The 14,668-nt window shown below is 38.3% G+C and carries 6 protein-coding genes and 1 tRNA gene; all 7 read left to right on the top strand.

Annotation, left to right across the window (positions count from 1 at the left end):
* The first annotated feature begins 166 nt into the window (after positions 1–166).
* The 7 genes from H5157_RS04235 to H5157_RS04205 all read left to right on the top strand — a co-directional run bounded on the left by H5157_RS04235 (position 167) and on the right by H5157_RS04205 (position 14,466).
* Positions 167–242, top strand: a tRNA-His gene (locus tag H5157_RS04235).
* Between the two features lie 568 nt (positions 243–810).
* The gene (locus tag H5157_RS04230) at positions 811–2,136 is read left to right on the top strand and encodes a surface lipoprotein assembly modifier (protein ID WP_182724212.1); all 1,326 of its coding nucleotides are present in this window, start codon (positions 811–813) and stop codon (positions 2,134–2,136) included.
* Positions 2,137–2,148: 12 nt separating this feature from the next.
* Positions 2,149–3,270 (top strand): FecR domain-containing protein, encoded by a 1,122-nt coding sequence (locus H5157_RS04225; protein ID WP_182724211.1) that lies wholly within the window; start codon positions 2,149–2,151, stop codon positions 3,268–3,270.
* Between the two features lie 39 nt (positions 3,271–3,309).
* Positions 3,310–9,750, top strand: a complete 6,441-nt coding sequence (locus tag H5157_RS04220; protein ID WP_182724210.1) for an Ig-like domain-containing protein — start codon at positions 3,310–3,312, stop codon at positions 9,748–9,750.
* A 9-nt stretch (positions 9,751–9,759) separates the two neighbouring features.
* Positions 9,760–10,593 carry an MBL fold metallo-hydrolase gene (locus tag H5157_RS04215; RefSeq protein ID WP_182724209.1) on the top strand — a complete coding sequence of 278 codons (834 nt, stop codon included), beginning with the start codon at positions 9,760–9,762 and terminating at the stop codon, positions 10,591–10,593.
* 14 nt (positions 10,594–10,607) lie between these two features.
* Positions 10,608–12,833 carry a CHASE2 domain-containing protein gene (locus H5157_RS04210; RefSeq protein ID WP_182724208.1) on the top strand — a complete coding sequence of 742 codons (2,226 nt, stop codon included), beginning with the start codon at positions 10,608–10,610 and terminating at the stop codon, positions 12,831–12,833.
* Complete coding sequence (locus H5157_RS04205; protein ID WP_182692623.1) at positions 12,805–14,466, top strand: HD family phosphohydrolase; 1,662 nt, start codon at positions 12,805–12,807, stop codon at positions 14,464–14,466. The genes H5157_RS04210 and H5157_RS04205 overlap by 29 nt, the downstream gene beginning before the upstream one ends.
* The last annotated feature ends 202 nt before the right edge of the window (positions 14,467–14,668 follow it).

Below are 14,668 nucleotides of genomic sequence, written 5' to 3'. Positions count from 1 at the left end.
AGGCATTTATGCGATAAAACATAGCCTACCTTGAAAAAATATTAACGACTAAATACTAATTATATTTGCCTGATTTAAATTATTTTAATTTATTTCACTTTTGGGCTTCACAACAATTATTATTTTATGTATTATGCGCGCCACACCAAACAAGGTGTGTGTAGTGGCGGTTGTAGCTCAGTTGGTAGAGCCCCGGATTGTGATTCCGGTTGTCGCGGGTTCAAGCCCCGTCAATCGCCCCACTTTTTTCCTAGAAAGCCTCATATTTATACCCTATCTTTACTCTGTAATATAAACTCTAAAATACCTCAATATATTAGCCTTGCAACACAATTATTAATACTCTAGTTAAACCCACTAATTTACAAATCTCGCGCTGCGATTAAATCATCCCTAGATTAAAAAATTTCAATCCACAAAGATCAACACGCCCTAATTAGTAATAATATCTAATAAACAAGTATTTAATACCAATTCGCTTAATTAAGTGATCTATTTTGAGGATGGAAAAACATGTTGATAGCTTGGCAAAAAATTCGCTATTTAGTTGTTCTCGGCAATTGCTCCTGCATTGCTCTACCTTCTGCATCCATGCAGTCGTAAATGAGAATTTTTTAACACAGGTAGCGCACGTTTAGCCCCGCAAAATGATTAAGTATTATCGCGGATTGGTATAACTCGTTACTTATCTACAATTAATTAACCAATGTGACTGTATTAACTATACTTAGCTACAAAAAGTGGTAGGTTTCTAATGTTGGCATCACTTTTTACAAAACATCAAACTTCTACTGGGATATAAAATTCAGCATGATTAAACAGGTTTTAGGAAATTTACTGTGTAGTTGTTTAGCTGTAATGAGCTTTAACTCATTGGCTCAAAGCAATGATGAATTCAATAAGCTATTGATTGAGCTTCAAAAATTAGTTTCTGAAAAAAAATACACTCAGGCTTATCAAAAAAGTAATAGCGAATACCAGTACCTAGGCGAACCCGTATACGACTTTTTATTAGGGGTCAGTGCACTTAAAACAGGACATGCGGCGCCAGCTGTATTTGCCTTTGAACGCGTGGTTGAAAATAATCCTAGATGGTATGAAGCTCGCTTGTACTTAGTTCGCGCTTATTTAACAGTTAATAATTTACCTGCTGCCGATACTCAAGCTTTAATACTAATTAACTCACCTGACACACCTAATAATATAAAGTCTTCAACACAGTCATTGCTAGAAACTGCAGCACTTAAGCAACAAGAGGCTGGACGCTCTTATAAACAAAATATTGAGCTTGCCCTTGGCGTAGATGGCAACGTAAACGCAGGTACTGCAGAAAATACGATTATAATTCCTAATATTGGTGAGTTTTTGTTATCGCCAGAAAGTAAAAGTACGCAGGACAACTATGCACGACTTAATTACAGAGGAAAGTACTCTCACCCTATTGATCAAAAAAGCTTAATCACTTTAAGTATTGATACCGGGTGGTACAAGTTTGAAGAACTCAGTCAATACGATCGTATAAATGCGCACATTAATGCCGCCTATCAATATAAACAAAATGACATAAGTTGGTTTGCACGAGTTGCTACCACTCCGTTGATGCTTGATGGCGAACTTTATCGTACTGAATCAACTTTAACGGCCGGAGCTAATTTTACGCTAAATAAACAAGTTAATTTATTTAGCTCTTTGACTGCGGGTGTTTTAAACAATAGATTTGATGAAAAGCTCGATAACTCATTTTATGCGATGAATGCAGGTGCTAGCTATGCAGCTAAAAATTGGTTTCAAAGCTTAAGCATTAACGCTAAAAGCGAGGAAGCGGACATTACTGAAGGTGAATTTAATAGCCGTAATATTACGAGCTTGTACTACCAAGTGAACACTCAGTTGGCTCAACATTGGCAGTTGTTATCTCTTGCTGGATACCAATGGATTAATTATAAAGATGATCACCCTTTATTTTTACAAGAACGTGCCGATAACCTCTTTATGTTCTCAACTTCTGTTCGCTACTTAGTTAATCGCGATTTAGCCATACAGTTGGCTGCCAACTATCAAGATAAATCCAGTAATATTTCTTTATTCGAATATGACCGTTTAGATATCAATTTAAGCGCTTCTTACTCATTTTAATTTAAGGTATTTATGAAACATTTACTCCCTGTAATTACCACTTTACTTTGTGTAAGTTTTTATACACAAGCAAACGACCCTGCTGGTAAAACTATTTTAGCACGAGGCTCTGTACTCGCGGTTGATGGAAGCAATGAACAACAACGACAATTGCAGCGCAGAGATACTGTTTTTGGCGTAGATCGCATTACGACTGGAGAGAAAAGCAAAGCGCAATTTTCGATGTTGGATGGTGGTTTAATAGCCTTAAAAGAAAACTCAGAATTAAATATTGCTAACTACGAATTTAATGACAATACCCAACAGGGCTCTGCTTCTATTGAGTTACTTAAAGGCGGTTTGCGCTCTATTTCCGGCGTAATTAAAAAAAATGGCGGCTCTTATAGTGTAAAAACTCCCGTAGGCTCTATTGGAATACGCGGAACGCATTTTGAAGTTCAGCTGGTTAAAGGCGATGTATTTTTAGCGGTATGGGATGGCGCAATAGATTTAACGTTAGAAAATAATAACGTGGTTTCTTTGGGTGATAACGAAGCATTTTCGTTTGCACAAATTACAGCCACTGGTGAAGTCTTTAAAACAACACGTGCGGCACGTGTGTTTGATCAAAATATAGTAGCAATTGATCCTAAAGACGACAACGAAGAAGAAACTGAGCAAGCATCGGTAACTGAAGTTGAAGTAAATGCTTTTGAAGCAGATACAGGTGTTATGGATATATATTCTGAACAACAATTTCAAACTGTTAGCAGCGCATCTTTAGTCGATCAAATAGCTCAGCGCCAAGGTGTATTTAACTATGAAGCATCAAGCTTTAATGTAAATTCGAGTGTGGGTGCTGTTACTGACTTTGCTATGACTATGGCAGTTGATTTTGATAATGGCACCGTACCTGATGGCGAAATTAGTTTTAATGACGCCGGTGGAAATTGGTATGCAGCTTACAGCGGCTTAATAAATTTAAGCGAACTTGAACTGGCCGTTACATTTGCATCCCATGGTAACAATAAAGCCGAGGGCGATGTTGAAGCAATATTTTTGAATGACTTAGACAACATTACTGGCAACTTTAATCTTAACGAAATAAATAATCCTGATGTAAATGCTAGCGGCTCTTTTAAATTAGAACCATAAACACATTGGATACAAAGCTTTTATTATGGAGTATTTAAAATGACAGCAAAAAATATATTTTTGCTTGGTTCTATGGTGTTTTTGTTAAGTGCCTGTGGAGGCTCAGAAGAAAGCCCCACTCAAGAGGCAATACAATCACCTACGGCTGAAGTAATACCGCCAACGGTGACTAGCTATATAAATTTGGCTGGTGTTATAGCGAGTAATCAAACCAAGAGTACAAAAGTTTTAGGTGCTGTCACTTCAAGTAGAGGAGTTGTTGGAGCAAGTTTAGCTAATACTCGCGCTAATATTGTTTTTCCACAAACAAACGACACCGTACAAGGTAATGTTTCTTTTTTACTTGAAGCTTCGGATACTGATGGCATTGCTGAAGTTAATTTAGTGCTCCCTAGTGTTAATAAAAGCATATCACTGTGTTCTTCTGATTGTGGTGTTGGCTACGAAAAGTCAATTATAGGCCTCAGCCCTGCACTTTATGGCGTAATTCCTGGGGAAATACGCCTTGAAATATGGATAACTGACACTTTAAATAATCAGGTACTTGCTGATGCAATCACTTTTAACTGGCAACCATATCAAATTGAAGGTGTTACAGCACACCGAGACGAAGATAATATTAATCTTTCGTGGCAAGCCAACCCCGAACTTAATCGTTACAACGTTTATATTGCAACTCAAGCTGGAGTCACATCTACTAACATTAATGAATTAGAGAATGGGCAACAATTTTTAAGTATTCAAGATACTGCATTAAGCATTACCGAGTCACTTACAGATAAAAGTTATCAAGTACTTATTACCGGTGTTGATGGCAGTGGTGAAAGTGGTTTTGCTAATATAATAAATATAGCGCCAGTGGGTGGAGAGCTTGCATTTGCACCAGAGGCTAATGCCGATCAGTTTCAGATAAATGAAGATCAAACTCTGCAAGGTAACGTGCTAACGAATGATACGAATCAATACAGTGGTGATTTACGTGTAAATGCAGATGCATTAATTCTACCGCAGCATGGCACTCTTAATATAAATGAAAATGGGGATTTTACTTATATCCCTATTGCAAACTTTAATGGTGAAGATGCCTTTAGCTATCAAGTTGCTAACGAGCTAGGTATGACAGATACCGCAGTTGTAGAGATAACCATTTTAGCTGTTAACGACGCTCCTATTGCGCTTGATAATACTTACAGCATTACAAACAATGGAACCTTAGTTGTCCTATCGCCAGGCTTACTTATAAACGATAGCGATATAGACTTAGATGACTTAACTGTTGATACAACGCCGGTTAGCGAACCAACAAGAGGACAATTAACCCTTTTTGATAATGGTGGCTTTGAATACCAAGGCGAGCAAAATATGCAAGGCCAAGACAGCTTTCAGTACAGAGTTGTTGATGCACAAGGTGCTCAGGCTATTGCAAATGTAACTATTGTAAGCTCAAACACTAACGTAGCCCCTGTAACAAAAAATGATAGCTATAGTTTAAGCGAAGATGAAACACTTGTGGTTACAGCTGCCAATGGTGTGCTTAGTAACGATACTGACCCAAATAATGACAGTTTTTCAGTTGATGAAACGTTTATGGTGGCACCCACACATGGCCAACTATTATTAGCAACTGATGGCAGCTTTAGTTATGTGCCGGATGCTAATTTTAATGGTGTTGATCAATTTCAATACCAAGCTATAGACTCATTAGGTGCAACCTCTACAGCCACAGTAACTTTAGTAATAAACAGCGAACCCGATAACCCTGTTGCACAAAATGATGCCTATCAATTTAGCAAAAATAAACTATTTGAAGTAACAGTACAAAATGGCTTGTTAATTAACGACTTTAATATTGAGGCTGGCGATTTATCAGTTAATACCACGGCAATTAATGCAACTCAAAATGGCGAACTTACATTAAATGCTGATGGCTCGTTTACCTATCAGCCAGACTTAGGTTTTATTGGTGTAGATAGCTTTACCTATTCAATTTCAAATGAGCAAGGCTTAACTGCAACAGCTCAAGTAACCTTAAGTGAAAGCGGCGTTAATACTTTTCCAGAAGCCAATGACGATCAATATACGTTAGACGAAGACAGCTCTGCATCTTTATTAGATGTGCTAGCTAACGACACTGATGCAGATGGCGATACAATTACTATTTCTAATATAGAAAATACTACTGGTGAAGCGACTATTGTCGCCGGAAAAATACAGTTTACTCCACCAGCAAATTTTTCAGGTGAGATAGTACTAACTTACACCATTACTGATGGTTATAGCACTGGTAATGAAGGTATAAACGACAGAACAGCAAGTGTGACGATTACCATTACACCTGTTAATGATGCCCCTACTGCAAATGCTGATTCAGTAACGATGAACGAAGATGCTCCTGCGTTATTAGTTAACGTATTAGCTAACGACTCCGACATTGATGGCGATACTCTTGTGATAACAGCTGCTACTGCAGATATAGGTTCTGCATCTGTTGTTGATAATAAAATCCAATATACGCCTACTGCTAATACAAATGGAACAGCAATTATTAACTACACAATAAATGATGGGAACGGCGGTACTGCAACTACTAACTTAACAATTACTATTACTCCCGTAAACGATGCTCCAATAGCAAACGCAGACTCAGCTACAATAGATGAAGATGCAGCGCCAATACTAATAAATGTATTAGCAAATGACTCAGACGTGGATGGCGACAGCCTTGCCATAAGCGCAGCATCAGCTGATATTGGCTCTGTATCAGTGGTTGGCAATCAAATTCAATATACACCGGCAGCCGACGACAACGGCGTAGCAACAGTTACTTATACTGTAAGCGATAGCAGCGGTGGTGCCAGTACAACAACGTTAACTATCACTATTACACCTGTAAACGATGCTCCAATAGCAAATACTGACACAGCAACGATGGATGAAGATGCAGCGCCAATACTGATAAACGCATTAGCCAATGACTCAGATGAAGATGGCGACAGCCTTGCCATAAGCGCAGCATCAGCTGATATTGGCTCAGCCTTGGTCGTTGGCAATCAAATTCAATACACCCCAGCTGCGAATACTAATGGACTCGCCACGATAACTTATACTGTTAGTGATAATAATGGTGGAACAGATAATACCACGGTCACTATTACTATAACGGCAGTGAACGATACACCTGTTGCCAACAACGATACTGCTACTATGGCTGAAGATGCAGCACCAATACTGATAAACGTATTAGCCAATGACTCAGATGAAGACGGCGACAGCCTTGTCATAAGCGCAGCATCAGCTGATATTGGCTCAGCCTCAGTAGTTGGCAATCAAATTCAATATACCCCAGCTGCGAATACCAATGGACTCGCCACGGTAACTTATACTGTAAGTGATAATAATGGTGGAACCAATACAGCCACAGTCGCCGTTACGATAACTGCCGTGAATGATGCACCTGTTGCTAATAACGATACTGCAACTATGGCTGAAGATGCAGCACCAATACTGATAAACGTATTAGCAAATGATACTGACTCTGATGGAGACAGCTTGGTGATCTCTTCAGCCTCAGCTGATATTGGCTCAGCCTCAGTAGTTGGCGATCAAATTCAATATACCCCAGCTGCGAATACCAATGGACTCGCCACGGTAACTTATACTGTAAGTGATAATAATGGTGGAACCAATACAGCCACAGTCGCTATTACCATAACTGAGGTTAACGATGCACCTATAGCATCGGTTCAAAGTTTTAGTATTAGTGAAAATGCTACAGATGGCGACATCATTGGGACTGTTAGCGCGTCAGATATTGAGAACCAGACCTTAACTTATAGTTTAACTGGCGGTGACACTGCTTCATTTGAAATTAATAGTAGCTCTGGTGTTTTATCAACCGTAGGTGAAAGCCCATTTGATTTTGAAACAACTAATCAATATATCTTAAATGTGACTATAACTGATGATGGCACACCTAATGAAAGTTCAAACGTTAACATAACCGTTAATATTACTGATGAAGTTGAACTTCTTATTCCAACTGAAGATGTGACATTTGGCCGCCCAATTACAGGAGAGCTTGATCTTTCGAACATTTTTTCTGGTGGTGAGTTTAAAGACAGTATTGAGCTTAATGGCAACCTATATTTTGTTGGTTTTACCAACAATGCTGATAAAGACCTTCTTATTGTCTCTTACTCAAATAATGGTGATATAAATACTGCCTTTAATAACACCGGCACTAAAATACTCGATTTAGATCAAGATGAGGAAGCCACAGCTATTATTTCTGACGGTACAGATCTTTTCATTGCCTATTCGAGTTTTGATGGCACCCATAATGAAGCTTGTATACTTAAAATGGATCTCGCTGGAACGTTAAGCACTGGTTCGGATGATGACGATGATGATGACGACGGTGAAAGTGGCGCAGGTATTCAGTGTACAACGCTTAATAGTACTACCGTTATTAATGACCTTGAAATTGATGACGATAAAATACTGGCTGTAGGTAAACACTTTGATGGGACTCAAAACGATAGCCTATGGATACATTACAAAAAATCAGATCTAGATTTTGAGAATTCTACTCCAGCTATTGTCGATGTTAGCGGCGCTAATCGAGATGATGAAGGCTTTGCAATTAAGAACTTTGATAAATCCGACTACTTAGTTGTAGGGACTGTTACCAGTGCAGAGGGAACAAAAGACTCTCTAATTCGTTATTTAAAATCTGATGGCGATAATGACAATAACTTTAATGGTGGCGCAGCACTAATAATTGATATATCAGATAATAATAAAGACGACGAACTTTTTGCTGTAGGCGGAGTTATTGATTCTGAATTTACTGCCTTCGCAGGTGGATATGTAACAAGAACCAGCGGTGAAAAAGAAGCGGTAGTATTAGCTATTAATAAAGATGGGGAGCTGATCACCACCTTTGGTAATTCTGGTATAGCAATTTATGATATTGATGGTAATGGTGGAAATGGCAATGGCGGCGCTAAAATTACAGGTATTAAACACGAGCCTAGTAACAATGGCATTAGTTTGTCGGGGACGACTGGCGTATCAGCCTCAGAAAAATTATTTTCAGCACGGATTAATAATCAAGGTACTTTAGATAGTGCCTATGGCACCTCCGGCATTAATATAATTGATGGTATAAGTGGTAAGCAATTTGCCAACACTTTAGCTATCGACCCTAATGACACTATTTGGGTAGCTGGTGTTAATGATGATTCAAGTACAAAACCGTTTATTGCAGCAATAGATAGTCAAGCCACATTATTTAGTAACTTTGAAACCAGTGGTTACTCTACCTTTAATAATTTAGTAGATGCGACTAACGATGAATCAATGAACGTTTTACAACTTAGCAATGGCCCTAATGTTGGTAAGTACATTCTTGCATCAACGGCTAAATCGGACTCAGTTACTAAGTTAGTATTAACACGTTTTACGAGTGCGGGTGATATCGATACTAGCTTTAGCGAAAGTGGCCATAAAGAAATCGCCATAGATTTGAGTAAGTCGCGTGTTGCTTTAACCGAGCAAAGCGACGGCAATTTAGTTATTACAGGCTCTAAAAATAGTGAAAATGGTGAAGCGGGCTTTGTAGCTAAAGTTGATCAGTCTGGTAATTTAGACTCTTCATTTGCTACAGATGGTGTATATACAACTTCTGTCAGTGGCGCAGAATTGGTAAACCTGACAGATATTGCACTTGATAACAGCGGTAACATTATTACTGTTGGGTCAATCGTAATAAGTGGCACTCCTAGCCCAATCGTTATAATGTTGACGCCAGAAGGTACCCTTGAGCCTAACTTTGGCACTGGCGGAAGTATCATAGGCTCAGCTTTTGAGTACTATAACCGCGTACATACCGACAATGCAGATATTTTCATTGGTGGTAAGTCAGTATTAAGTGGCACTTCAAAGCTAATCGCATTGAAGTTGAGCTCAAACGGTACTGAGGTCTTTAAATATGTAGGTGAAGAAACTACAGATACCGACAATAAAATAGTGCAGATTTTAACTGACACAACGGGTAAGTTATATTTAATAGCAAACCTTATTGATTCGCCAAATAAAGCCAATGTTATTAGGTTGCTTGTTACGGGTACGCTTGATACTAGCTTTGCCGTAAACGGTGTCGGTGAATATACTTTGGCCTCAACCGGTAACACTGAGCTAAGTGGTGCAGCGCTAGATAGCAGCAATCAACTTATTTTAGCAGGCAAGGCTAACAATAAAGGCATGTTAGCGCGCATTTTAACTGACGGTACTTTAGATAATACGTTTGGAGCCAGTGGTGTCGGATTTTATGAAGCAAGTCAATGTGTCAGCACGCATGTATTTACTTCAATCATCCTGCAAAATGATACCCAAGTTGTTGTAAGTAGCACTTGTAATGACACTAACTCTAACAATGTTAGTATTTCTAAATTCAATTTTGAAGCAGATGGAGCTTAGCCTTAAATTATGAAAGTTGAATTTTTTGGTGTTAGAGGCTCGATGCCTTCAGCTGGAATTAATACTCACATTTTTGGGGGAAATACCTCATGTGTGTACATTGAACAAAACAACGGTAAAGATCTTATTTTAGACTCTGGTACCGGTATTGTAGAACTCGGTGCACGTTTACTAGAAACCCAAAGTCCTATCAATATTTTGCTAACGCACAATCATTGGGATCATATTCAAGGGTTTCCTTTTTTTAAACCTATCTACCAACCCAACCGCAATATAACCATTGTAGCTGGCAGCGTTGATGATAAAAAAAGCCAAGATGCCATATTAAAGCAAATGAGTGGTTCGTACTTTCCTGTGTGTTATCAGGATTTACCTGCCAATATTACGCTTAATACTGATTTATCGTCTCAAAAGCAATTTACACTTAACGGTTTTTTGGTTTCTACTGCTCCACTGAATCACCCTGGTGGCGGTACTGCTTATTGCATTAAAGCAGATGAAAAAAAGATAGCTTACGTTACCGACAATGAGCTAAACCCACCAGACAAGCTAAACACAAGTATTTGCGAATGGAGTAATTTTATTGAAGGCGCTGATTTACTAATTCACGATGCTCAATTTATAGATGCAGACTTGCCTCTTAAGCATGGTTGGGGTCATAGCACCATAGATCAGGTTGCTGAGCTTGCTATAAAAGCGAGTATTAAAAATGTGATTATTATTAGCCACGATCCATCAAGAACCGATGAACAGTTAGTCTCTATAGAAAAGTATTTACAGACGCAGTACGCTCAACAGGTAAAAATAGAATGCGGCCGAGAAGGACGAGTTTTTGATTTTTAGTCTATCAAGGAGCGTTGCTCATTAGCTTCTTAAAACCCATTACCTCAAAGCACTTTTTTATTGGCGCTGTTATTACATTATTAATTGCATCAATAGAGTTATTTTCAACTGGGTCGCTTGCAAAGTTAGTTAACCGTGTAGAAGGTATAATATACGACTCTCGATTATTACTGACGCTTTCAGAGACGCCTAGACGCATCGATGAAACCGTTGTAATAATTGATATCGATGAAAAGAGCATGCAAGAACAAGGACGCTTTCCTTGGAGTCGCTCAAAATTAGCAGACCTTGTTACAAAGCTTAGTGATGCAGGTGTTATTGTTATTGCATTCGATATATTTTTTTCTGAACAGGAAGAAAACCCTGTTACAAAAATTATGTCTGAAATTCCTGATTTATCAAAAAAGTACACCATCCCCTTTGCTGAAATTACTAAACAAGTCGATGCAGACACAAAACTAGCAAGCGCATTATCTAAAAATGATACTGTTCTTGGTTTTTTACTAATTGATGAACAACTGACTAATCAAAACTTGCCAGCTAAAAACAGTGTTGTATGGGCAAGCGAAGAACACACTAATTCACAAATAAACCAGTTTCCTGGTGCTATTGTAAATATTCCACAGTTACAAAATGCTGCAACGGGCACCGGCTTTATTAATGCACATATTGACGAAGATGGCTTTATACGTAAAGCAGCTCTTATAAATCGAGTTGGCGATAAGCTTTATCCTTCTTTAGCACTTGAAGTTGCTCGACTTTATACCCTTGCTGAAAACATAGAAACCCGTTCCAATAGGTTAGATGGTATAACCTTATTCGAAGGTATAAAGTTTCAAGATAAGTGGATTCAAACTGATGAGTATGGGCAAATATTAATTCCTTACAAAGGGCGTGCGCATAGCTTCCCCTATTATTCGGCTACCGATATTTTGACCAAAAAAATTGGTTTAGATGAATTAGAAGGCACAGTAGCCTTTATTGGTACTTCCGCCGTAGGGCTTGCTGATTTAAGATCAACACCTGTTGGTTTGCAATACCCGGGTGTGGAGGTTCATGCCAATATATTTGAAGGGTTAATGCACCCAGAGCTACTGCCATCTAAACCTAATTGGTCACAGGGAGCAAGCTTACTCATCATTGCATTGACGGGTTGCGTACTGTCATTTTTTAGCCACGCTAAGAGCGCACGTTTTATTATTGTTTTGTCTCTTACAGTCACAAGTGTCGTTATATTTTTAAACGTTTATTTATGGTCAGTACAAAAAATTAGTTTACCTTTATTAATGCCTCTTTTACTTATCATTATATTAGCCGGTTATTACATCATTGTAGGCTCTATCGCTGAAATGAAACACAGCCGAAAAATAAAATCTATGTTTGACCAATATGTTCCTCCTGAGCGAATAAACCAAATGATACTTCAAGGTAAAAGTTTATCTCAAAAAAGTGAGCGAAAAAATATGACGGTGTTGTTTGCCGACATTCGTAGTTTCACTTCACTATCAGAAAGTATGTCGCCTCATCAGTTAAGTGAATATTTAAACGAATATCTTACAGCTATTACCAAAATCATATTTGATCATCACGGAACTATTGATAAGTACGTAGGCGATATGGTGATGGCATTTTGGAATGCCCCACTGAAAGATGAAAACCACGCTCGCCATGGTGTTGAAGCCGCAATGTCTATGATCAACGGGTTAACGAAAATAAATCAGTTATTTGCAGAAAACAACCAGCCTGCAATAAAAATAGGTATCGGTTTAAGTACTGGCGACATGAATGTAGGTGATATGGGTTCGGTTTACCGTAAAGCCTATACAGTTCTTGGTGATACTGTTAATTTAGGTGCTAGAGTAGAAAGCTTGACCAAATTTTATGGCGTAGCTATTCTTGTTACAGAAGAGACAATGAAAAAATGCCCTCATATTTCATTTCGTTTAATAGATAAAGTGCAAGTTGTTGGTAAAACAGCCGCTGTACAGTTGTTTGAACCTATAAACTTTACAGATAAGCTCGATGAAGAGCAGTTAAATGAAGTTAAAAAGTCGCAGCAGGCCATGACGCTTTTTTATAATAAAAACTGGCCACAAGCACTTAGCTTATTTAAAGAACTACGCAGTACAACCGTATTTAGCCCCAACATTTATGCCATTTTTATTGAACGTATTAAGGGCACTGATTTGCAAACACTAGCTAAGGATTGGAATGGTGCCTTCAAACATACTCAAAAGTAGTAAACATATGCGACAGCACATTAAAGACAAAACAAATCTTCAGCACTTTATCGATATTAGCATTAGACTAACAACCGAAAAAAACTCGTCTAAGTTACTTGATGAAATACTGCAAGTTGTAATGTCGATAGCACATTCTGATGCTGGCAGCATTTACTCTATTACCCCAAACAAACAACTCAAGTTTGAAACGGTAATAAACAAGTCATTAAATCTTTATTTAGGTGGCACGTTAGGTGGTCCTGTTGATTTTCCTAATATAGATCTTTTTATTGATGGCAAACCAAATGACACTGCTATTGTTGCGCATTCTGTTAATACAGGGGAAGTGATTAACATTCCTGACGTGTATGATGCCTTGCCTTTTGATATGAGCGCTGCACGCAAAATGGATGCACGCACGGGTTATCGTTCTGAGTCCATGCTAACAATTCCTTTAAAAGATCATGAAGATGACATTATTGGCGTAATCCAGCTTATAAATGTAAAAGATGCGCAAAATAAAAACATTCCTTTTAGTGAAGAGCTCGTCACTCTAATTCGATCTTTTGCCTCTTTAGGCGCTATTTCGCTAACTAACTCAACACTAATTAAGGGAATGGAAGATCTCTTTTCGACCTTTGCTGAAACAATTGCGATGGCAATAGATGAAAAGTCTCCTCATACCGGTGGCCATTGTAAACGAGTGCCAGCACTCACGTTAATGCTAGCTGATGCCGTTAATGATATAAATAAAGGTCCTTTGGCTTCATTTTCGATGACTGAAGCTGACCGACATGAGCTTGATATAGCTGGCTGGTTACATGACTGTGGGAAAATAGCGACCCCCGATCACATCATGGAAAAGTCGACAAAACTAGAAACTATTTTTGATCGAATAAAATATGTAGATGCTAAATTTGAAATAATTAGCCGAGATTTAAAAATAGCGTATCAGCAAAAGATCATCTGTGCGATGAAGCTGCAAAAACCTATCGAAGTTCAACAATTTGAACGCCTACTTGATACCGAGCTTAAACAGTTGGCATTAGACCGTGCATTATTACAGCGTGTTAATGTAGGGGGCGAGTTTTTAGGTGATGCAGAACTTGAGCACATTGAACGCATTGCAAACAAATACCAACTCGTTATTAATGATATTAATACACCATTGCTCTCAGCTGATGAAGTTGAAAACTTAACAATACGAAGAGGCACGCTAACCGAAGCCGAACGTGAAGTAATGAAGCGTCATATGGATGTAACTAAAAATATTTTAGATGCCCTGCCGTTTCCTAAACACTTAAGCAATGTTACTGAATATGCTTTAGGTCATCATGAAAAACTTGATGGTACTGGTTACCCAAGAGGTTTAACCAAAGAGCAAATGTCGGTGCCTGCAAGGTTAATGGCTATTACGGATATTTTTGAAGCGCTATCTGCAGTAGACAGACCCTACAAAAAAGCAAAACCGGTCAGTGAGTGTTTATTTATTTTAGGGTCAATGGTTGCTAAAAACCATCTTGATGGTGATATTTTTGCTATTTTTATTGAGTCAGAGGTTTATAAAAATTATATCAACGAGTATGCAGATCCAGAGCAGTTAGATGAGATAGATTTTGATAATTTACCCGGTTACACACCTATAAGTTAGCACCTATAAGCCATGCCTTTATTCAAAATGCGCTTATTACAGTCTATAACTATTCAAACAAAAAAATGCCACCATACGGTGGCATTTACACACGGGGTTATTTCTACTTATAGAAATCCTTTTACTTTTTATTTGTTTTTTTATGTTGTTTTATTAACAAAAAATATGGCTCCAAAGGTAGCATTTAGTGCTCTGTGTAGCA

It is taken from the genome of Pseudoalteromonas sp. SG43-3 (assembly GCF_014164385.1).
Taxonomy (GTDB): Bacteria; Pseudomonadota; Gammaproteobacteria; order Enterobacterales; family Alteromonadaceae; genus Pseudoalteromonas; species Pseudoalteromonas distincta.
The sequence above is the reverse complement of the archived record's forward strand: the minus strand, read 5'-3'. Positions and strand labels throughout refer to the sequence as shown.